At 53.4% G+C, this 21,811-nt stretch carries 21 protein-coding genes and 1 pseudogene; 12 read left to right on the forward strand and 10 right to left on the reverse strand.

Annotated features, from left to right (window positions below; translation table 11 throughout):
- Positions 1-68 precede the first annotated feature (68 nt).
- Positions 69-1,163 (forward strand): murein hydrolase activator NlpD, encoded by a 1,095-nt coding sequence (gene nlpD, locus AABJ99_RS05395; RefSeq protein ID WP_308063818.1) that lies wholly within the window; start codon positions 69-71, stop codon positions 1,161-1,163.
- A 62-nt stretch (positions 1,164-1,225) separates the two neighbouring features.
- A complete protein-coding gene (rpoS, locus tag AABJ99_RS05400; RefSeq protein ID WP_338387514.1) occupies positions 1,226-2,224 on the forward strand; it encodes an RNA polymerase sigma factor RpoS in 999 nt (332 codons plus the stop codon).
- 58 nt (positions 2,225-2,282) lie between these two features.
- On the opposite strand, the gene AABJ99_RS05405 is transcribed toward rpoS, so the two are convergent.
- On the reverse strand, positions 2,283-3,032 hold the full coding sequence (locus AABJ99_RS05405; RefSeq protein WP_148936340.1) for a hypothetical protein: 750 nt from the start codon (positions 3,030-3,032) through the stop codon (positions 2,283-2,285).
- A 260-nt stretch (positions 3,033-3,292) separates the two neighbouring features.
- Positions 3,293-3,697, reverse strand: coding sequence for a MarR family winged helix-turn-helix transcriptional regulator (locus tag AABJ99_RS05410; protein WP_001208081.1), 405 nt, complete (start codon positions 3,695-3,697; stop codon positions 3,293-3,295).
- A 146-nt stretch (positions 3,698-3,843) separates the two neighbouring features.
- On the opposite strand from AABJ99_RS05410, the gene AABJ99_RS05415 reads away from it, so the two are divergent.
- Genes AABJ99_RS05415 through AABJ99_RS05425 form a run of 3 tightly spaced genes read left to right on the forward strand, consistent with a single transcriptional unit; the run spans position 3,844 to position 6,111 of the window.
- Entirely contained in the window at positions 3,844-4,437 is a 594-nt protein-coding gene (locus AABJ99_RS05415; protein ID WP_160523541.1) for a non-oxidative hydroxyarylic acid decarboxylases subunit B, read from the forward strand.
- Positions 4,437-5,864 carry a non-oxidative hydroxyarylic acid decarboxylases subunit C gene (locus AABJ99_RS05420; RefSeq protein WP_039021012.1) on the forward strand — a complete coding sequence of 476 codons (1,428 nt, stop codon included), beginning with the start codon at positions 4,437-4,439 and terminating at the stop codon, positions 5,862-5,864. The genes AABJ99_RS05415 and AABJ99_RS05420 overlap by 1 nt, the downstream gene beginning before the upstream one ends.
- Before the next feature lie 10 nt (positions 5,865-5,874).
- Complete coding sequence (locus AABJ99_RS05425; protein WP_000562985.1) at positions 5,875-6,111, forward strand: non-oxidative hydroxyarylic acid decarboxylases subunit D; 237 nt, start codon at positions 5,875-5,877, stop codon at positions 6,109-6,111.
- Between the two features lie 41 nt (positions 6,112-6,152).
- Here the strand turns inward: AABJ99_RS05425 and pphB are convergent, their stop codons facing one another.
- Both pphB and mutS read right to left on the reverse strand, forming a co-directional pair.
- Positions 6,153-6,809 (reverse strand): protein-serine/threonine phosphatase, encoded by a 657-nt coding sequence (pphB, locus tag AABJ99_RS05430; RefSeq protein ID WP_001141283.1) that lies wholly within the window; start codon positions 6,807-6,809, stop codon positions 6,153-6,155.
- 105 nt (positions 6,810-6,914) lie between these two features.
- Positions 6,915-9,476 (reverse strand): DNA mismatch repair protein MutS, encoded by a 2,562-nt coding sequence (gene mutS / locus AABJ99_RS05435; RefSeq protein WP_001272889.1) that lies wholly within the window; start codon positions 9,474-9,476, stop codon positions 6,915-6,917.
- Positions 9,477-9,551: 75 nt separating this feature from the next.
- Between mutS and AABJ99_RS05440 the strand changes: the two are divergent.
- Both AABJ99_RS05440 and ygbA read left to right on the forward strand, forming a co-directional pair.
- Positions 9,552-9,730 (forward strand): annotated as a pseudogene (locus tag AABJ99_RS05440) (hypothetical protein).
- A 31-nt stretch (positions 9,731-9,761) separates the two neighbouring features.
- Positions 9,762-10,115 carry a nitrous oxide-stimulated promoter family protein gene (gene ygbA / locus AABJ99_RS05445; RefSeq protein WP_039021013.1) on the forward strand — a complete coding sequence of 118 codons (354 nt, stop codon included), beginning with the start codon at positions 9,762-9,764 and terminating at the stop codon, positions 10,113-10,115.
- Positions 10,116-10,153: 38 nt separating this feature from the next.
- On the opposite strand, the gene flhA is transcribed toward ygbA, so the two are convergent.
- The 6 genes from flhA to hypA all read right to left on the reverse strand — a co-directional run bounded on the left by flhA (position 10,154) and on the right by hypA (position 15,923).
- A complete protein-coding gene (gene flhA / locus AABJ99_RS05450; protein WP_039021014.1) occupies positions 10,154-12,232 on the reverse strand; it encodes a formate hydrogenlyase transcriptional activator FlhA in 2,079 nt (692 codons plus the stop codon).
- Positions 12,233-12,305: 73 nt separating this feature from the next.
- Entirely contained in the window at positions 12,306-13,316 is a 1,011-nt protein-coding gene (hypE, locus tag AABJ99_RS05455; protein ID WP_001059968.1) for a hydrogenase maturation carbamoyl dehydratase HypE, read from the reverse strand.
- Positions 13,313-14,434: a hydrogenase formation protein HypD gene (gene hypD, locus AABJ99_RS05460; RefSeq protein ID WP_001212982.1), complete on the reverse strand. Its 1,122-nt coding sequence runs from the start codon at positions 14,432-14,434 to the stop codon at positions 13,313-13,315. The genes hypE and hypD overlap by 4 nt, the downstream gene beginning before the upstream one ends.
- Positions 14,434-14,706, reverse strand: a complete 273-nt coding sequence (gene hypC / locus AABJ99_RS05465; RefSeq protein ID WP_000334881.1) for a hydrogenase 3 maturation protein HypC — start codon at positions 14,704-14,706, stop codon at positions 14,434-14,436. Before hypC ends, hypD begins: the two co-directional genes overlap by 1 nt.
- Positions 14,697-15,569, reverse strand: coding sequence for a hydrogenase nickel incorporation protein HypB (gene hypB / locus AABJ99_RS05470; protein ID WP_000337665.1), 873 nt, complete (start codon positions 15,567-15,569; stop codon positions 14,697-14,699). Before hypB ends, hypC begins: the two co-directional genes overlap by 10 nt.
- Before the next feature lie 3 nt (positions 15,570-15,572).
- Entirely contained in the window at positions 15,573-15,923 is a 351-nt protein-coding gene (gene hypA, locus AABJ99_RS05475) for a hydrogenase maturation nickel metallochaperone HypA (protein ID WP_001299100.1), read from the reverse strand.
- 211 nt (positions 15,924-16,134) lie between these two features.
- Here hypA and hycA point away from each other — a divergent pair, with 211 nt between their 5' ends.
- From hycA to hycE, 5 genes are all read left to right on the forward strand, one after another.
- Positions 16,135-16,596, forward strand: coding sequence for a formate hydrogenlyase regulator HycA (gene hycA / locus AABJ99_RS05480; protein ID WP_000158081.1), 462 nt, complete (start codon positions 16,135-16,137; stop codon positions 16,594-16,596).
- A 124-nt stretch (positions 16,597-16,720) separates the two neighbouring features.
- Positions 16,721-17,332: a formate hydrogenlyase subunit HycB gene (hycB, locus tag AABJ99_RS05485; protein WP_001079186.1), complete on the forward strand. Its 612-nt coding sequence runs from the start codon at positions 16,721-16,723 to the stop codon at positions 17,330-17,332.
- A complete protein-coding gene (gene hycC, locus AABJ99_RS05490; RefSeq protein WP_039021015.1) occupies positions 17,329-19,155 on the forward strand; it encodes a formate hydrogenlyase subunit 3 in 1,827 nt (608 codons plus the stop codon). The genes hycB and hycC overlap by 4 nt, the downstream gene beginning before the upstream one ends.
- 2 nt (positions 19,156-19,157) lie before the next feature.
- Entirely contained in the window at positions 19,158-20,081 is a 924-nt protein-coding gene (gene hycD / locus AABJ99_RS05495; protein WP_000115196.1) for a formate hydrogenlyase subunit HycD, read from the forward strand.
- A 17-nt stretch (positions 20,082-20,098) separates the two neighbouring features.
- On the forward strand, positions 20,099-21,808 hold the full coding sequence (hycE, locus tag AABJ99_RS05500; protein WP_039021016.1) for a formate hydrogenlyase subunit HycE: 1,710 nt from the start codon (positions 20,099-20,101) through the stop codon (positions 21,806-21,808).
- Positions 21,809-21,811 lie beyond the last annotated feature (3 nt).

A 21,811-nucleotide genomic window follows, 5' to 3' on the forward strand; every position in this document is an offset into this window, starting at 1 on the left:
AACCAATTTTTCTTGGGGGATAAATGAGCGCGGGAAGCCCAAAATTCACCGTTCGCCGCATTGCGGCTTTGTCACTGGTTTCGCTATGGCTGGCAGGCTGTTCTGACACTTCAAATCCACCGGCACCGGTCAGCTCCGTTAATGGCAATGCGTCTGCAAACACCAATTCTGGTATGTTGATTACGCCGCCGCCGAAAATGGGTACGACGTCTACAACGCAGCAACCGCAAATTCAGCCGGTACAACAACCACAAATTCAATCTGCACAGCAGCCGCAAATCCAGCCAGTGCAGCCAGTAGCTCAGCAGCCGGTACAGATGGAAAACGGACGCATCGTCTACAACCGTCAGTATGGGAACATTCCGAAAGGCAGTTATAGCGGCAGTACCTATACCGTGAAAAAAGGCGACACACTTTTCTATATCGCCTGGATTACTGGCAATGATTTCCGTGACCTTGCTCAGCGCAACAATATTCAGGCACCATACGCGCTGAATGTAGGTCAGACCTTACAGGTGGGTAATGCTTCCGGTACGCCAATCACTGGTGGAAATGCCATTACCCAGGCCGATGCAGCAGAGCAAGGAGTTGTGATCAAGCCTGCACAAAATTCCACCGTTGCTGTTGCGTCGCAACCGACAATTACGTATTCTGAGTCTTCGGGTGAACAGAGTGCTAACAAAATGTTGCCGAACAATAAGCCAACTGGGACCACGGTCACAGCGCCTGTAACGGTACCAACAGCAAGCACAACCGAGCCGACTGTCAGCAGTACATCAACCAGTGCGCCTATCTCCACCTGGCGCTGGCCGACTGAGGGCAAAGTGATCGAAACCTTTGGTGCTTCTGAGGGGGGCAACAAGGGGATTGATATCGCAGGCAGCAAAGGACAGGCAATTATCGCGACCGCAGATGGCCGCGTTGTTTATGCCGGTAACGCGCTGCGCGGCTACGGTAATCTGATTATCATCAAACATAATGATGATTACCTGAGTGCCTACGCCCATAACGACACAATGCTGGTCCGGGAACAACAAGAAGTGAAGGCGGGGCAAAAAATAGCGACTATGGGTAGCACCGGAACCAGTTCAACACGCTTGCATTTTGAAATTCGTTACAAGGGGAAATCCGTAAACCCGCTGCGCTATTTGCCGCAGCGATAAATCGGCGGAACCAGGCTTTTGCTTGAATGTTCCGTCAAGGGATCACGGGTAGGAGCCACCTTATGAGTCAGAATACGCTGAAAGTTCATGATTTAAATGAAGATGCGGAATTTGATGAGAACGGAGTTGAGGTTTTTGACGAAAAGGCCTTAGTATTAGTAGAAGAGGAACCCAGTGATAACGATTTGGCCGAAGAGGAACTGTTATCGCAAGGGGCCACACAGCGTGTGTTGGACGCGACTCAGCTTTACCTTGGTGAGATTGGTTATTCACCACTGTTAACGGCCGAAGAAGAAGTTTATTTTGCGCGTCGCGCACTGCGAGGAGATGTTGCCTCCCGCCGCCGGATGATCGAGAGTAACTTGCGTCTGGTGGTAAAAATTGCCCGCCGTTATGGCAATCGTGGTCTGGCTTTGCTGGATCTTATCGAAGAGGGCAACCTGGGGCTGATCCGCGCGGTAGAGAAGTTTGACCCGGAACGTGGTTTCCGCTTCTCAACATACGCAACCTGGTGGATTCGCCAGACGATCGAACGGGCGATTATGAACCAAACCCGTACTATTCGTTTGCCGATTCACATCGTAAAGGAGCTGAACGTTTACCTGCGAACCGCACGTGAGTTGTCCCATAAGCTGGACCACGAACCAAGTGCGGAAGAGATCGCAGAGCAGCTGGATAAGCCAGTTGATGACGTCAGCCGTATGCTTCGTCTTAACGAGCGCATTACCTCGGTAGACACCCCGCTGGGTGGAGATTCCGAAAAAGCGTTGCTGGACATCCTGGCCGATGAAAAAGAAAACGGCCCGGAAGATACCACGCAAGATGACGATATGAAACAAAGCATCGTCAAATGGCTGTTCGAGCTGAACGCCAAACAGCGTGAAGTGCTGGCACGTCGATTCGGTTTGCTGGGGTACGAAGCGGCAACACTGGAAGATGTAGGTCGTGAAATTGGCCTCACCCGTGAACGTGTTCGCCAGATTCAGGTTGAAGGCCTGCGCCGTTTGCGCGAAATCCTGCAAACGCAGGGGCTGAATATCGAAGCGCTGTTCCGCGAATAAGTAAGCATCTGTCAGAAAGGCCAGTCTCAAGCGAGGCTGGCCTTTTTCTTTTGTCAGCTTAATCTACACGTTGATGGTAACGTCCATCTCTGACGGTAAATTTTTCCCGGCATAGATGACTACTATCGTATTGTCCCGCGTCCATTGGCGTGACACATCGTACAGTCTGATGTAGTCCGTAGTTTTTAATAAACATCACCATATTGCGATTTGGTTTTTTGTGAGTGGTTTCCGTTGTTCTCCAGAGATGGCAGTGAGTTTCGCCTGGTGCAATAAGTTTTACCGGCCATGGCGTTGTGCCACTGCGCCATATTATCCCCGCATCATCAACATCCAATATCGGGCCGAAGAATCCCCAGGGAAGAATTTCATGCAAATTAACGTAACGAAAACAGTCTTCTTTTCCGCAATAGTGATGTGTCACAACCTCATCTGGTGTGCGAAACCAGGTATTTTCATGAAGAAATTCATGGCCAATATTGGCAATTACGGCAATATCGGGTTTGAACCAGAGCTGATCCTTGCCCTGGTCTACTGCTAAGGTGGAAATTACGGGGCGTTCATCAATAAAAGAGAGTAAGCGCGGTATTGATGTCAGGTGTTTTTTTTGCCAACGGTTGATACCCATTTGCTGTGCAGCATGACTGTTTTGCTGCCAATAAAGATAAGACGTTGCTTTTGATTCGCCAGTATAGAAAAACGCATCAGCGGGCAGTGTTGTACGAACAGTTCCTTTGCCTTGAAAACTGACTTCCCGAACAAAAAAATCAAGAAATAACACAGGGCGAGGAAGTTGAATAGGAGTCATTAAATATACCAAACCAATGTCGTAAGGTTGAAAATGATTTCGTTTTTATTCTATTAGTTTGGTAAGTATAAATATGTACCTCAATGTTTACCATGGTTATTCCTGGTGTTGGCTGGAAAAGGTCACAAGTTTGATTAATTACCAGAGCCAGAAGGGATAGTGCCCTTATGGCGTGGGGAACGTCGTCAAGCCCATCCAGGCTTCGTAATCCGGCTCTGTGCTGATAGGTGGGGAATCCTCGGTATTTACTGCGGGAACTTTCACACCATCATCTTGCGCACCAGCTGCATAAACAGCTCCTGCTCTTCTCCACTCAAACGCCCCAAAAATTCCTCATCCACACTGTCGCCAATCGGTATCGCCGCAGCAAGTACCTTTTCTCCTTCGGCAGTCAGCCAGACAAAGCGTCGCCGCTTATCAGCGGTGTCATGTTCACGTCTGACTAAGCCACGATTTTCCATTCTTGCCAACATTTCTGCCAGCGTTGCTTTGGTGCTGACGGCTGCTTCCATCAGTGCCACCTGTTCGATACCAGGTTTATCAGCAATGGCGCGCATCACCGCGTACTGTGGTTTGGTCAGGTCAGGTAACTCGTGCTGCCAGCGGGCCGTATGCTGCTGAAAAAGCTGTCGTAACTGATGGAACGCTTTATTTCGTAACGCCATGTAAACTCCGGGCTAATTCTCTGTCGCTATCATAGCGGTTTTTCAGTGACGAAGAAGATGTTGTTACTTTTCAATCCTTGCCGCTGTGGAAATGAAGGAGTATGTTAATAATAACGTTCGTATACGAACAATTAAGAGAGTAAGCAATGAAACTGATCGTCGGGATGACAGGGGCTACCGGTGCGCCTCTTGGTGTGGCATTACTGCAAGCGCTGCGGGAGATGCCGAATGTCGAGACTCATCTGGTGATGTCGAAGTGGGCGAAAACCACTATTGAACTGGAAACGCCTTACAGCGCTCGCGATGTTGCCGCCCTCGCTGACTTCAGCCATAACCCGGCGGATCAGGCTGCGACCATCTCTTCCGGCTCCTTTCGTACCGACGGCATGATCGTTATTCCATGCAGTATGAAAACGCTCGCCGGTATCCGCGCTGGTTACGCCGATGGTCTCGTAGGGCGCGCGGCGGACGTCGTGCTCAAAGAAGGCCGCAAACTGGTGCTGGTGCCGCGTGAAATGCCGCTTAGCACCATCCATCTCGAAAATATGCTCGCGCTTTCGCACATGGGCGTGGCGATGGTGCCGCCGATGCCTGCCTTTTATAACCATCCCGAAACGGTAGATGACATTGTCCACCACGTGGTAGCCCGCGTGCTGGATCAATTTGGCCTCGAACATCCTCACGCCAGGCGCTGGCAAGGGTTGCCGCAGGCCCGGAATTTTTCTCAGGAGAATGAATAATGGCATTTGATGATTTACGCAGCTTCTTACAGGCGCTTGATGACCACGGCCAGTTACTGAAAATCAGCGAAGAGGTGAACGCGGAACCGGATCTGGCAGCCGCTGCCAACGCCACCGGGCGTATCGGCGACGGCGCGCCCGCGCTGTGGTTTGATAATATTCGCGGCTTTATCGATGCCCGCGTTGCAATGAACACCATCGGTTCCTGGCAGAACCACGCAATTTCCCTCGGCCTGCCGCCAAACACCCCGGTTAAAAAACAGATTGATGAGTTTATCCGCCGCTGGGATAACTTCCCGATAGCCCCGGAGCGCCGTGCGAATCCTGCCTGGGCGCAGAACACCGTCGATGGCGACGAGATCAATTTGTTCAATATCCTGCCGCTGTTTCGTTTAAACGATGGCGATGGCGGTTTCTATCTCGACAAAGCCTGCGTGGTTTCCCGCGATCCGCTCGACCCGGATAACTTCGGCAAGCAGAACGTCGGCATCTATCGCATGGAAGTGAAGGGTAAGCGTAAGCTCGGCCTGCAACCGGTGCCGATGCACGATATCGCCCTGCATCTGCATAAAGCGGAAGAACGTGGTGAAGATTTGCCAATTGCCATCACGCTGGGTAACGATCCGATCATCACCCTGATGGGCGCCACCCCGCTGAAATACGATCAATCAGAGTACGAAATGGCGGGCGCGCTACGCGAAAGCCCGTACCCGATCGCCACCGCCCCGCTGACCGGTTTTGATGTGCCGTGGGGCTCGGAGGTGATCCTCGAAGGGGTAATCGAAAGCCGTAAACGCGAGATTGAAGGGCCGTTCGGTGAATTTACCGGCCACTACTCCGGCGGGCGCAACATGACCGTAGTGCGCATCGATAAAGTCTCTTACCGCACCAAACCGATTTTTGAATCGCTCTATCTCGGCATGCCGTGGACCGAAATTGACTACCTGATGGGGCCTGCCACCTGCGTGCCGCTTTACCAGCAGTTAAAAGCCGAGTTCCCGGAAGTGCAGGCGGTGAACGCTATGTACACCCACGGCCTGCTGGCGATTATCTCCACCAAAAAACGCTATGGCGGCTTTGCCCGCGCAGTGGGCCTGCGTGCGATGACCACGCCGCACGGTCTGGGTTATGTGAAGATGGTGATTATGGTCGATGAAGACGTTGACCCGTTCAACCTGCCGCAGGTGATGTGGGCGCTCTCGTCGAAAGTGAACCCGGCAGGCGATCTGGTGCAACTGCCAAATATGTCCGTGCTGGAACTCGACCCAGGCTCAAGCCCGGCGGGGATCACCGATAAGCTGATTATCGACGCCACCACGCCTGTCGCCCCGGACAACCGTGGTCACTACAGCCAGCCGGTGGTGGACTTACCGGAAACCAAAGCCTGGGCTGAAAAACTGACCGCTATGCTGGCCGCACGTAAATAAGGAGAACAAGATGATTTGTCCACGTTGTGCCGATGAACAGATTGAAGTGATGGCGAAATCGCCAGTGAAAGATGTCTGGACGGTCTACCAGTGCCAGCACTGCCTTTATACCTGGCGCGATACCGAACCGCTACGTCGCACCAGCCGCGAACATTACCCGCAAGCGTTCCGTATGACTCAAAAAGATATTGATGACGCACCGATGGTGCCGAGCATTCCGCCGCTGCTGGCGGCAGATAAGCGCTAATAAAAAAGGGCCGGGTAGAGGCTTTGCTTTACCCGGCCACGTTATTTGATTTTATAAAACGACAGCCGCCCGCTTTCCGGCGATCCGGTATCAATATATACCTGGTTGGCGAATGTCTGGATGTTATCAAACATCATATGTCCGAAGATAAAGCAGTCGGCGCCGTTTATTTCCTGTAACTCGCCTTTGAGCGATTTCAGTACGCGATCAACAGGCCAGAGTAATTCTCTCTCCGCTATTTCTTTGCCAAAGAGATATTCATTCCCCGGATAATCTGCATGCGCGATGACATATTTTATTATGTCGTTAGTGATTTCAACAATATGTGGAAGATTATGAAAACGTAGCAACAGGTCTATTGCTTCTTTTTGTTCCGTATCACTTAACTCAAAGAACCAGTCGCCACCGCTGGCAAGCCACATATTGCCATCGCCGGTCGCGAACGCATCCAACGCCATCGCTTCATGGTTGCCTTTAACCGATGTAAACCAGGGCTGGTTTAGCAGGCGCAGCACGTTAAGACTCTCCGGCCCACGATCAATATTATCGCCGACAGAAATAAGTAAGTCGGTTTCAGGGCAAAAAGAGAGTTGATGTAAGCGGGATTGTAATAATTGATAGTCACCATGAATATCACCAACGGCCCATATATGGCGACAGTGATGGGCATTAATTTTTTGATAGCGTGTAGATGGCATGGTTTTACCCTGTAAAATAAGATTTCCTATTATACAGGGTATTTTTATTTGATTCGTCAGTTGTCGTTAATATTCCCGATAGCAAAAAACTATCGGGAATTGTTATTACACCAGACTCTTCAAGCGATAAATCCATTCCAGCGCCTGACGCGGGGTCAGTGAATCCGGGTCAAGATTTTCCAGCGCTTCGACCGCTGGCGACGTTTCTTCTGGCGCAGAAAGCAGGGACATCTGCGTACCATCAACCTGTGTAGCGGCGGCGTTCGGCGAAATGCTTTCCAGCTCACGCAGTTTTTGCCGTGCGCGCTTAATCACCTCTTTTGGCACGCCCGCCAGAGCAGCAACCGCCAGGCCGTAGCTTTTGCTCGCCGCGCCATCCTGCACACTGTGCATAAAGGCAATGGTATCGCCGTGCTCCAGCGCATCAAGATGCACGTTGGCGACGCCTTCCATTTTCTCCGGCAGTTGAGTCAGTTCAAAGTAGTGGGTAGCAAACAACGTCAACGCTTTAATCTTATTCGCCAGATTTTCAGCGCACGCCCATGCCAGCGACAGACCATCGTAAGTGGACGTTCCGCGCCCAATCTCATCCATCAACACCAGGCTGTACTCCGTGGCGTTATGCAGAATATTAGCGGTTTCGGTCATCTCCACCATAAAGGTTGAACGCCCGGATGCCAGATCGTCAGCCGCGCCCACACGGGTAAAGATACGGTCAATCGGGCCAATCTCGACTTTTTGCGCCGGTACGTAGCTGCCGATATAGGCCATCAGCGCAATCAGTGCGGTCTGGCGCATATAGGTACTTTTACCGCCCATGTTCGGACCGGTGATGATCAACATGCGACGCTGCGGCGACAGGTTCAGCGGGTTAGCGATAAACGGCTCATTCAGTACCTGTTCAACTACCGGATGGCGACCTTCGGTAATGCGAATACCCGGTTTATCAATGAAGGTCGGGCAGGTGTAGTTCAGGGTATAGGCCCGTTCCGCCAGGTTCACCAGTACGTCGAGTTCTGCCAGTGCGCTCGCGCTCTGTTGCAACGCCTCCAGATGCGGCAACAGCAGGTCGAACAACTCTTCATAAAGCTGTTTTTCCAGTGCCAGCGCTTTACCTTTCGAGGTGAGTACTTTGTCTTCATACTCTTTTAGCTCTGGAATAATGTAGCGTTCGGCGTTTTTCAGCGTCTGACGACGCATATAGTTGATGGGTGCCAGATGGCTTTGTCCACGGCTAATCTGAATGTAATAACCATGCACCGCGTTAAAGCCGACTTTCAGCGTGTCCAGGCCGGTACGTTTACGCTCGCGAACTTCCAGACGCTCCAGATAATCTGTCGCGCCGTCAGCCAGCGCTCGCCACTCATCCAGCTCTTCGTTATAGCCTGATGCGATAACACCACCGTCGCGTACCAGCACCGGCGGTGTGTCGATGATTGCTCGCTCCAGCAGATCGCGCAGCTCGGCAAACTCGCCCATTTTCTCACGCAGCGCCTGTACCGGTGCACTAGCGACATTTTCTAACTGTGCACGCAGCTCCGGCAGTTGCTGGAAAGCGTGACGCATACGGGCCAGATCGCGTGGGCGGGCAGTCCGTAAAGCCAGACGTGCCAGAATACGTTCCAGGTCGCCGACCTGACGCAGTACCGGCTGCAGCTCAGCGGTGAAATCCTGCAATGCGCCAATAGTTTGCTGGCGCTCAAGCAACACGCGGGTATCGCGCACTGGCATATGCAGCCAGCGTTTCAGCATTCGACTCCCCATCGGCGTTACAGTGCAGTCGAGCACGGAAGCCAGTGTGTTTTCCGCACCGCCCGCCAGGTTCTGGGTAATTTCCAGGTTACGACGCGTCGCGGCATCCATAATGATGCTGTCCTGCTCACGTTCCATAGTGATAGAACGAATATGCGGCAGAGTCGTACGTTGCGTATCTTTCGCATACTGCAACAGACAACCGGCGGCACAAAGTCCGCGCGGCGCGTTCTCGACGCCAAAACCGACCAGATCGCGAGTGCCAAATTGTAGATTCAACTGCTGGCGCGCGGTGTCGATTTCAAACTCCCACAGCGGGCGACGGCGCAAGCCGCGACGACCTTCAATCAGCGACATTTCAGCAAAATCTTCTGCATACAGCAGTTCCGCCGGATTAGTGCGTTGCAGTTCTGCCGCCATCGTTTCGCGGTCAGCCGGTTCGCTCAGGCGAAAACGACCAGAACTGATATCCAGCGTCGCATAGCCGAATCCTTTGCTGTCCTGCCAGATAGCCGCCAGCAGGTTGTCCTGACGTTCCTGCAACAGCGCTTCATCGCTGATGGTGCCCGGCGTAACGATACGCACAACTTTGCGCTCGACCGGCCCTTTGCTGGTCGCCGGATCGCCAATCTGTTCACAAATAGCAACGGACTCGCCCTGATTCACCAGTTTGGCGAGATAGTTTTCCACCGCATGGTAGGGAATCCCCGCCATCGGGATCGGCTCTCCCGCTGAAGCGCCGCGTTTGGTCAGTGAAATATCCAGCAGTTGTGACGCACGTTTTGCGTCGTCATAAAACAGTTCGTAAAAGTCACCCATCCGGTAGAACAGCAGGATCTCCGGATGCTGGGCTTTCAGCTTGAGATACTGCTGCATCATTGGCGTATGGGCGTCAAAATTTTCTATTGCACTCATGGGGTTATGTCCGGTTCCCTGATATTAAATGGGGTGTGATGATTTTTATTTTCGTTGTAATCACATAAGGCGCACATGATACCGGAGTTAATCATTTCAGGGGAAGAAGCGAACGGCGAGTTCTTGATGTCGGTTCCGCGAAAAATGCTGCTTTGCAGCTTTTGCGTGATGACGATGAAACAAGATCGCAAAATTCATCGGTTGAAGAAACCTCCTCCTTCAGAGACATAGTCCCCTTTAAAATTAAGTTGTAATATAAATGCACCTTAAGAGTATGGAGGCAGCATGTCCGGCAAGCGTATCTCTCGTGAAAAACTGACGATTAAAAAAATGATCGATCTTTATCAAGCGAAATGCCCGCAGGCGTCAGCAGAGCCGGAGCATTACGAGGCGTTGTTTGCTTACGCGCAAAAGCGGCTGGATAAATGTGTGTTCGGCGAAGACAAACCCGCCTGTAAGCAGTGTCCGGTGCACTGTTACCAGCCTGCAAAGCGTGAAGAGATGAAACAGATTATGCGTTGGGCCGGGCCGAGAATGCTGTGGCGTCATCCGATCTTAACCGTGCGTCATCTCATCGATGACAAGCGTCCGGTGCCGGAGTTGCCAGAAAAATATCGCCCGAAAAAACCTCGTGAATAGTATACCGGACAGGCAGATCTGTCCGGCACCTCATGCAGTTAAACCAATGCCGATTTATCAATCCCCAGTCGTTTCATCCGTGAAAGCAGTGTGGTGCGTTTTAGTCCCAGACGTTGCGCCGCGCCTTTCGGCCCGGCAACCACGCCGTTAGTCTCTTTTAATACACGCACAATTAGCTGATATTCATCTTCGCCCTCCTGAGCGACGACAGTTGTAGCCGGCGGCGTTTTAGGTTCCGGTAAAGCAATATCAGGCAATGACAGCTGCAGCACGTTGCCGCGTGTTAGCAATACCGCGCGCTCAATGACGTTTTCCAGCTCGCGTACGTTACCTGGCCACTCCATATTGCTCAACGCGCGCAATGTTTCGGCAGGAATGCTGTCGATATTACGCCCCAGACGGCGGGCAATTTTAAAAGTAAAGGCTTTCGCCAGCAGCGGAATATCTTCCGGACGCTCGCGTAGTGGCGGCAGGTGGATCGGGAATACGTTCAGACGGTAATAGAGATCGCTACGGAACTCGCGGTCGGCAACCATTTTTTTCAGATCGCGGTTAGTCGCGGCAATTAAACGCACGTCCGTCTGTATAATTTTATTACTGCCGAGACGTTCAAACTCCTGTTCCTGTAATACACGCAGCAACTTCGGTTGTAACTCCAGCGGCATATCACCCACTTCATCGAGGAACAGGGAGCTTTTATCCGCCAGTTCAAAACGACCGATACGCTGGGCGCTGGCTCCGGTAAACGCACCACGCTCATGGCCAAACAGATCGCTTTCCAACAATCCGGCAGGCATCGCCGCGCAGTTCATTTTTACCATGCGGCGATTATTACGCCCACTGAGATTATGGATCGCGCGGGCAATCAGCTCTTTACCAGTGCCAGTTTCACCGAGGATCAGAACTGTACTGTCACTTTGTGCCACCATTTCAACTTGTTTAAGCACGCTGTACATGGCTTCACTGCGACCAATAATCTCGCCAAATTCACTATCAACATTGTTGAGCTGCTCGGTCAGGGCGAGATTTTCATCAACCAGTCGTTCTTTCAGACGATGAATTTCCTGATAGGCAAGGGCGTTATCGACAGCGATTGCCACACGTTCAGCAATCTGGCGCAGTAAATTCAGATTGGTCGTGGTAAACACTTTCTCTTCGCATTGCGCCAGTTTCAGCACGCCCAGCATGGTGTCGCCAGACATCAGCGGTAACAGGCACAAGGTTTGAATCTGGTTGCCCCAGGTGTCGAACAACATGCGTTCGTAGGGGGCTAAATTATCTCGTTCGTGGAGATTAATCAGCAGCATCTCTTTGCTTTTAAACACGCGTTCGGTGAGGGTTCCAGCTTCATCGACTTCGCTCTGTTCGTGAGCGGGATGCTGTTTATCAAGATAGTGAGTGGAGTAGATGTTGAGTTTGTTTTTACGGTGGCTGCGTAAGACGATGCTGATATCGTCAATGTCGAAATAGTAATGGATTTCTTTGGCGACTTCGCTGACCAGTTCGTCCATATCCAGGCGAGAAAGCACCGCGTTGGTGATGGCAACCAGGATGCGGAAGTTATCGCGTTCCCGGCATAACAACTCATAGTCGACATTATTGACGACGCGGCTCTGGATTTGTTCGGTGACGACAGAAATGATCTGCGTAAAAGTTTGCAGGCGATTGAACTCTTTTTCACTCCACGGGCGATCGTCATAACGAATAAATTCACAGCCACCAAAAATATGCCCTTCCGCCGCCAGTGGCATCAGGCAATAGTGACCAAATTTGGGGTATAGCCCACCAGCGGCCAGCTGCGGCCAGGTTTCACAAAATTCTTCGTAACTGCAATGCAGTGTATCAGGGCGCGACAAAATGCTGCGCACCGGACCGTGTGCCAGAACAGTTTCGTCTTCATAATTTATGGGGGTGTCTTTTTCACGCGACGCGTAATAAGACGCACGTTGAGTCTGCGCTTGCCACAACACAATAGCTGCATTGTCGGCGAGCGCAGAACGCTTTACCAATTGCGAAAGAGCCTCACACAGCGAGGCCAGATCGGGCTGCTGCAATAGTGTCCGAGTGATGTCGAACAACCCTTGTTGTCCGAGATCACTCATCGGTGTATATGACATTTTGTTCTTCCAGGAAAGCACCGCAAAGCGGTGCAAAAGGTCATTGACTAACTATAGGAGATTTAGAATTTTATTAGCATATACGCGGAAGCGGTTCGGCGTGTGGTAAATCGAGGGTTCGTTTCACGCCATACAGACCGGCAAGACGAACACCTTTACGTTCCACCACTTCACCAATCAGCGCCGCGTCTTTCCCCAGTGGATGGGAATGTAACGCCGCTAGCACTTGCTCTGCTGCGTTGCGTTCAACGGCGATCACCAGTTTGCCTTCGTTGGCAAAGTTAAGGGCGTCCAGCCCCAGCAGTTCGCAAACGCCGCGCACAGCAGGTTTAACCGGCAGTGCCGCTTCTGAAATTTCAATACCACAACCGCAGGCTGCCGCGAACTCATGAACTACCGCGTTCACTCCACCACGGGTGGCGTCACGCAGTGCCTTCACACCGGGAATATCACGCAGCGTCTGGATGAGCGGCGTCAGCACTGCGCAGTCGCTGACCAGTTCGCCATCCAGCCCCAGCTGCTCACGCAGGTTAAGGATAGTCGCCCCGTGGTCGCCGAGTGTACCGCTAACCAGCAATACATCGCCTGCGGTTAGCGTCTGTGCACCCCAGTGAATATTCGCCGGGATCGCGCCCATGCCAGCGGTGTTGATAAACAGTTTATCTGCCGCGCCGCGTTGCACCACTTTAGTGTCGCCAGTAACGATGGCAATGCCTGCCGCGCGGGCGGTTTCTGCCATGCTGGTCACCACGGCTTTTAGCGTCTCCATCGGCAATCCCTCTTCGAGGATAAAGCCACAAGAGAGATAGCGCGGAATAGCGCCACTGACCGCAACGTCATTCGCGGTGCCACAAATCGCCAGCTTGCCAATATTGCCACCAGGAAAGAACAGCGGGTCGATGACGTAGCTGTCGGTGGAGAACGCCAGACGGTCGCCTTCTGCCACCAGCTGCGCCAGCTCAAGGCGCGCCTGGTCTTCCTGTTCTGCCAGCCACGGATTGGCAAAAGCTTCCATAAACAGGCTGTTGATTAATTGCTGCATCGCCTGGCCGCCGCTGCCGTGGGCGAGTTGGATATTATTCACGCTTCACTCTCCTGCTGACGATACTGATACCACGCGGCGCATGCTCCTTCGGAGGAAACCATCAGCGCGCCAAACGCGGTTTGAGGATTACAGGTGTTACCAAACAGCGGGCATTGATGCGGCTTACATTTGCCCGTCAATACTTCGCCACAACGTGCGCGCGGGTCATCGCAAACCTGCTGCGGTGCCGGGCGGAAATGCGCTTCGGCGTCAAATCGTTGATAGTCTGGCGTCAGGTGTACACCAGAAGATTCAATCACGCCTAAGCCGCGCCATTCGCTGTCGCCGTTGACGCAGAAGACATCCGCAATCGCCTGTTGCGCCAGCAGGTTACCGGCATCCGGCACCACGCGCCGATACTGATTTTCTACCTTGCTGTGGGCCGCTATTTTCTGCTCCACCAGCATGACCACGCCTTGTAGTAGATCAAGCGGTTCGAATCCAGCAACCACCAGAGGACGATGAAAATCACTGGCGATAAAATTATAGGCGTCGGTGCCGATAACCATACTGACGTGACCCGGCGCGAGGAACGCATCGATACCGTTATCCGGCTGTTCCAGCAAACTGCGTAGCGTTGGGATCAGCGTAATATGCTGGCAGAAAAAGTAAAAATTTTGCACATCGCGGGCTTTCGCCTGTTGCAGAGTGATGGCCGTCGTCGGCATGGTGGTTTCAAACCCTAAGCCGAAGAACACCACTTTACGAGTTGGATTCTCCTGCGCCAGTTTTAACGCATCCATTGGCGAGTAAACGATGCGAACATCGGCACCGCGCGCTTTTGCCTGTAACAGCGACCCCTGTTTCCCCGGCACGCGCATGGCGTCTCCAAAGGTACAGAAGATGACTTCCGGATGGCTGGCAATCTCCACGCAGGTGTCGATTCTTCCCATCGGCAGTACACATACCGGGCAACCCGGACCGTGGATAAACTCAACGTTTTCCGGCAGTAACTGGTCGAGGCCGAATTTAAAAATGGCGTGGGTATGACCGCCGCACACTTCCATAATCCGCAGAGGGCGTTCAGCGGTGTAAGAGAGATGTGAAGCACGTTCGCGTAGATGCTCAATTAACTGCATCACCTGTTCCGGCGCGCGATATTCATCAACAAAACGCATTATTTTTCCTCGCCATACAACAGCGCGCCGACATCCGGCTCAACGTCAAACATGTTTTGTAAGGCGTCGAGGGTGTCGCGCGCTTCGGCTTCATTAATTACGCTCATGGCAAAGCCAACGTGAACCAGTACCCACTGGCCCACGCGTGGCTGACCGTTTTCATCGCAGCTGCCGACTAACGTTAGATCGACGTCGCGCTGAATACCGCAGACGTCGACTTTCGCCTGGTTGCCGTCAATGGTGCGGATCTGGCCGGGAACGCCTATGCACATCGCTGTGTCTCCAGCCAGTTCAGCCACTGGTCCATCCCTTCGCCGCTGGTGGCGGAAATAAGGATGATTTCAATTTCTGGATTGACTTCGCGGGCGCAGGCGATGCACTTCTCAACGTCGAAATTGAGATACGGTAGCAGGTCAACTTTGTTGAGCAGCATCAGTGAGGCGGCGGCAAACATATGTGGATATTTCAGCGGTTTGTCTTCACCTTCGGTAACGGAAAGCACCGCCACTTTGTGTTTTTCACCGAGATCGAAGCTCGCCGGACATACGAGGTTGCCAACGTTTTCGATAAACAGAATACCGTTATCGTCCAGTGGCAGGCGCGGCGCGGCGTCGGCAATCATCTGTGCGTCAAGATGGCAGCCTTTACCGGTATTCACCTGAATCGCTGGTGTGCCGGTAGCGCGAATGCGCGCGGCATCGTTCACGGTTTGCTGGTCACCTTCAATAACTGCGCACGGAACGCTGTCTTTCAGGCGCATTAAGGTTTCCGTCAGCAGGGTGGTTTTACCGGAACCAGGGCTGGAAACCAGGTTGAGCACCAGTTGCTTACGGGCAGCAAAGCGCGCGCGGTTGCGTTCAGCCAGACGGTTGTTTTTGTCCAGCACGTCAATTTCGACTTCCAGCATCCGGCGCTGGCTCATACCCGGCGCGTGAGTGCCCGCTTCGCCATGACCGTAATGCAGGTCGCCTTCTTCAGTCTGGCTGGGGGTAAATTCAGGCGCTTTAATGCCGGTGATTTTCATCTTCGGGCGTGCCGCCGGGGCAAATGGCGCGCTACGAAACGCGGAATGAGGGTTATGTTCATCACCCTCGATATACAGGTTGCCTTCACCGCAACCGCATGTTGTACACATCGCTCACTCCTGGTCTATTTCTATCCGCCGAATCTGTAAACCGTCGTCTGCCACAATTTGTAGCATGTCGCCATGACACTGTGGACAGCGTCGGACGCGCTGGGTTAATAGCGTCACATATTGTTGGCATGTTTCGCACCAGCATTCGGCCTCTTGTTCTTCGAGGTGCAGTTTACAACCTTCCGCCACGCTGCCGCGGCAAACCAGATCAAAACAAAAGGCAAGAGAGCTGGTTTCGACACAAGAAAATGCGCCAATTTTGAGCCAGACCCCAGTTACGCGTTTTGCGCCGTGTTTTGCGGCCTGCTGTTCGATCAATTCCAGTGCCCGTTGGCAGAGGGTTATTTCGTGCATATCGCCTCCCATTAACTATTGCCAGCTACAAGCAATAATTGTGCCAGTGTTGATTATCCCTGCGGTGAATAATGTCGATGATGTCGAAATGACACGTCGACACGGCGACGAAATTCATCTTTAGCTTAAAAATCGCTTTAATAACAATAAATTAAAAGTTGGCACAGAAAATGCTTAAAGCTGGCATCTCTGTTAAACGGGTAACCTGACAATGACTATTTGGGAAATAAGCGAGAAAGCCGATTACATCGCACAGCGGCATCGTCGCCTACAGGACCAGTGGCATCTCTACTGCAATTCGCTGGTTCAGGGGATCACGTTATCGAAAGCGCGCCTGCATCACGCCATGAGCTGTGCGCCAGACAAAGAACTCTGTTTCGTCCTTTTTGAACATTTTCGCATTTACGTCACCCTGGCGGATGGCTTTAACAGCCACACCATCGAGTATTACGTCGAAACGAAAGAGGGTGAAGAAAAACAGCGGATTGCGCAGGCACAATTGAGCATTGACGGAATGATAGATGGCAAGGTCAACATCCGCGATCGCGAACAGGTGCTGGAACACTATCTCGAAAAAATCGCTGGCGTTTACGACAGCTTATACACCGCCATTGAAAACAATGTACCGGTGAATTTAAGCCAACTGGTAAAGGGACAAAGCCCGGCGGCATGAGCTGAGGCTTTGCCCGTTTTGCAGGCGTTACGCCTGTTTGGGGATGGGCGTGTCGATGAGTGTCGAAAATGACATTTCATCGGCATGTTTTCGTCAAAAATGACAATCACCTGAGGAATGCCTGGTGAATCGTTTTGTAATTGCTGACTCCACGCTCTGTATCGGCTGCCACACCTGTGAGGCCGCCTGTTCAGAGACGCATCGCCAGCACGGCCTGCAATCAATGCCGCGCCTGCGAGTGATGCTAAATGAAAAAGAATCTGCGCCGCAGCTCTGTCACCACTGTGAAGATGCACCCTGTGCGGTGGTCTGCCCGGTTAACGCTATCACCCGCGTTGATGGGGCAGTGCAGCTGAATGAAAGCCTGTGCGTAAGCTGCAAACTGTGCGGCATCGCCTGCCCGTTTGGCGCAATCGAATTTTCCGGCAGCCGTCCGCTGGATATTCCGGCAAACGCCAATACCCCGAAAGCACCACCGGCACCGCCTGCTCCGGCGCGTGTCAGCACGTTGCTTGACTGGGTGCCGGGTATTCGCGCGATCGCCGTCAAATGTGACCTCTGTAGCTTTGATGAACAAGGTCCAGCCTGCGTGCGGATGTGCCCAACCAAAGCCCTGCATCTGGTGGATAACACCGATATCGCCCGCGTCAGCAAGCGTAAGCGTGAGCTGACCTTTAACACGGACTTTGGCGATCTCACCTTGTTTCAGCAGGCTCAAAGTGGAGAGGCTAAATGAGCGCAATTTCCCTGATCAATAGCGGCGTGGCGTGGTTTGTTGCTGCCGCTGTTCTGGCATTTCTCTTTTCTTTTCAAAAGGCGTTAAGCGGCTGGATTGCCGGAATTGGCGGCGCGGTGGGTAGCCTGTATACGGCAGCCGCAGGTTTCACTGTGCTGACTGGCGCGGTTGGCGTGAGCGGCGCGTTGTCGCTGGTAAGCTACAATGTGCAAATCTCTCCGCTTAATGCGATTTGGCTGATAACCCTCGGCCTGTGCGGTCTGTTTGTCAGCCTTTACAACATTGACTGGCATCGCCATGCGCAGGTGAAATGCAACGGTTTGCAAATCAATATGTTGATGGCTGCTGCCGTCTGTGCCGTCATTGCCAGCAATCTGGGCATGTTCGTAGTAATGGCAGAAATCATGGCCCTGTGTGCGGTGTTCCTCACCAGCAACAGCAAAGAGGGCAAACTGTGGTTTGCGCTGGGGCGTCTTGGCGCTTTGCTGCTGGCGATTGCTTGCTGGCTGCTGTGGCAACGTTACGGCACGCTGGATCTGCGCCTGCTGGATATGCGCATGCAACAGCTGCCGCTTGGTTCCGATATCTGGCTGCTCGGTGTGATTGGTTTTGGCCTGCTGGCCGGGATTATCCCGCTGCACGGCTGGGTGCCACAGGCTCATGCTAACGCCTCTGCGCCAGCTGCCGCGCTGTTTTCCACGGTGGTGATGAAAATTGGCCTGCTGGGTATTTTAACCCTGTCTCTGCTGGGCGGTAATGCGCCGCTGTGGTGGGGAATTGCACTTCTGGTACTCGGCATGATCACCGCGTTCGTCGGCGGTCTGTATGCGCTGATGGAGCACAACATTCAGCGTTTGCTGGCTTACCACACTCTGGAAAATATCGGCATCATCCTGCTGGGGCTGGGCGCTGGCGTAACGGGTATCGCGCTTGAACAACCGGCGCTGATTGCCCTTGGCCTGGTCGGTGGTCTGTACCATCTGCTTAACCATAGCCTGTTCAAGAGCGTACTGTTCCTCGGGGCTGGGAGCGTCTGGTTCCGTACCGGTCATCGCGATATCGAAAAACTCGGTGGTATTGGCAAGAAAATGCCGGTTATCTCCATCGCCATGTTAGTCGGGCTGATGGCAATGGCTGCGCTGCCACCGCTGAACGGTTTTGCCGGGGAATGGGTTATCTATCAATCCTTCTTCAAACTGAGCAATAGTGGCGCGTTTGTTGCCCGTCTTCTCGGGCCGCTGCTCGCCGTGGGGCTGGCAATTACCGGTGCACTGGCAGTGATGTGTATGGCGAAAGTTTATGGCGTTACTTTCCTTGGCGCGCCGCGTACCAAAGAAGCCGAAAACGCCACCTGTGCGCCGCTCCTGATGAGCGTAAGCGTAGTGGCACTGGCGATTTGCTGCGTGATTGGCGGTGTTGCTGCGCCGTGGCTGCTGCCGATGTTGTCTGCTGCTGTACCTCTGCCGCTGGAGCCTGCTAATACAACCGTTTCTCAACCAATGATCACGTTGCTGCTGATTGCCTGCCCGCTGCTGCCATTCATCATTATGGCGATTTGCAAAGGCGATCGTTTGCCGTCGCGTTCCCGCGGCGCGGCCTGGGTGTGCGGCTACGACCATGAAAAATCAATGGTGATTACCGCTCACGGTTTTGCCATGCCGGTGAAACAGGCATTTGCGCCAGTGCTGAAACTGCGCAAATGGCTGAATCCGGTGTCGCTGGTACCAGGCTGGCAGTGCGAGGGGAGTGCGTTGCTGTTCCGCCGGATGGCGCTGGTTGAACTGGCGGTGCTGGTGGTGATTATTGTTTCACGAGGAGCCTGAGAATGAGTGTTTTATATCCGTTAATTCAGGCGCTGGTGTTATTTGCCGTTGCGCCGCTGCTCTCTGGTATTACCCGCGTGGCGCGCGCCCGCTTGCATAACCGTCGCGGGCCGGACGTGTTGCAGGAGTATCGCGACATTATCAAACTGCTGGGTCGTCAGAGCGTTGGCCCCGATGCCTCCGGCTGGGTGTTCCGCCTGACGCCGTATGTGATGGTGGGCGTCATGCTGACTATCGCTACCGCGCTGCCGGTGGTGACCGTCGGTTCTCCGCTGCCGCAACTGGGGGATTTGATCACTTTACTGTATCTCTTCGCCATTGCGCGTTTCTTCTTTGCCATTTCTGGTCTGGATACCGGTAGTCCGTTTACTGCTATTGGCGCGAGCCGTGAAGCGATGCTGGGCGTGCTGGTCGAACCGATGTTGTTGCTTGGTCTGTGGGTCGCCGCGCAGGTGGCTGGTTCCACCAACATCAGCAACATCACCGACACCGTTTATCACTGGCCGCTGAGCCAGAGCATTCCGCTGGTGCTGGCGCTCTGTGCCTGCGCATTCGCCACCTTTATCGAAATGGGCAAACTGCCGTTCGACCTGGCGGAAGCCGAGCAGGAGCTGCAGGAAGGTCCGCTCTCTGAGTACAGCGGCAGCGGCTTTGGCGTCATGAAATGGGGTATCAGCCTGAAACAGCTGGTGGTGTTACAGATGTTCGTCGGGGTGTTTATTCCGTGGGGACAAATGGAAACCTTCACTGCCGGTGGGCTGCTGCTGGCGCTGGTGATTGCCATCGTCAAACTGGTGGTCGGCGTACTGGTTATCGCGCTGTTCGAAAACAGCATGGCCCGTCTGCGTCTTGATATTACTCCGCGCATTACCTGGGCTGGGTTTGGCTTTGCATTTTTAGCGTTCGTCTCCTTGCTGGCGGCGTGATTAAAGAGAGTTTGAGCATGTCTGAAGAAAAATTAGGTCAACATTATCTCGCCGCGCTGAATGAGGCATTTCCGGGCGTCGTGCTGGACCACGCCTGGCAGACCAAAGATCAGCTGACCGTCACCGTGAAGGTGAACTATCTGCCGGAAGTGGTGGAGTTTCTCTACTACAAACAGGGCGGCTGGCTGTCGGTGCTGTTTGGTAACGACGAACGCAAACTGAATGGTCATTACGCCGTTTACTACGTGCTGTCGATGGAGAAGGGCACCAAGTGTTGGGTAACTGTTCGCGTCGAAGTTGACGCCAACAAACCGGAGTATCCGTCCGTGACGCCGCGCGTTCCGGCGGCGGTGTGGGGCGAGCGTGAAGTGCGCGATATGTACGGTTTGATTCCGGTAGGGCTTCCGGATGAACGTCGTCTGGTGCTGCCGGATGACTGGCCGGATGAACTTTATCCGCTGCGTAAAGACAGCATGGATTACCGTCAGCGTCCGGCACCGACCACCGATGCTGAAACCTACGAGTTCATCAACGAACTGGGCGACAAGAAAAACAACGTCGTGCCGATTGGTCCACTGCACGTCACTTCTGACGAACCGGGCCACTTCCGTCTGTTCGTTGATGGCGAAAACATTATCGACGCTGACTACCGCCTGTTCTATGTCCATCGCGGCATGGAAAAACTGGCGGAAACCCGCATGGGTTACAACGAAGTGACCTTCCTCTCTGACCGAGTTTGTGGGATCTGCGGCTTTGCCCACAGCACCGCTTACACCACATCGGTGGAAAACGCGATGGGTATTCAGGTGCCAGAACGTGCGCAGATGATTCGCGCCATTTTGCTGGAAGTGGAACGCCTGCACTCGCATCTGCTCAACCTTGGCCTTGCCTGCCACTTCACTGGCTTTGACTCCGGTTTTATGCAGTTCTTCCGCGTGCGTGAAACCTCCATGAAAATGGCGGAGATCCTTACCGGTGCGCGTAAAACTTACGGTCTGAACCTGATCGGCGGGATTCGTCGCGATCTGCTGAAAGATGACATGATCCAGACTCGCCAGCTGGCGCAACAGATGCGTCGTGAAGTGCAGGAGCTGGTGGATGTGCTGCTGAGCACACCGAACATGGAACAGCGCACTGTCGGCATTGGTCGTCTGGACCCGGAAATTGCCCGCGATTTCAGTAACGTTGGCCCGATGGTCCGTGCCAGCGGTCACGCCCGCGATACCCGTGCCGATCACCCGTTTGTTGGTTATGGCCTGCTGCCAATGGAAGTCCACAGCGAGCAGGGCTGCGACGTGATTTCCCGTCTGAAAGTGCGTATCAACGAAGTCTATACCGCGCTGAACATGATTGACTACGGTCTGGATAACCTGCCTGGCGGCCCACTGATGGTGGAAGGCTTTACCTACATTCCACACCGTTTTGCGCTGGGCTTTGCCGAAGCGCCGCGTGGCGATGATATCCACTGGAGCATGACCGGCGACAACCAGAAGCTGTACCGCTGGCGCTGCCGTGCCGCGACCTACGCGAACTGGCCGACCCTGCGCTACATGCTGCGCGGCAACACCGTTTCTGATGCGCCGCTGATTATTGGTAGCCTGGACCCTTGCTACTCCTGTACCGACCGCATGTCCGTGGTCGATGTGCGTAAGAAGAAGAGCAAAGTGGTGCCGTACAAAGAACTTGAGCGCTACAGCATTGAGCGTAAAAACTCGCCGCTGAAATAAGGA

This window comes from Escherichia coli, from assembly GCF_036503815.1.
Classification (GTDB): domain Bacteria; phylum Pseudomonadota; class Gammaproteobacteria; order Enterobacterales; family Enterobacteriaceae; genus Escherichia; species Escherichia coli_F.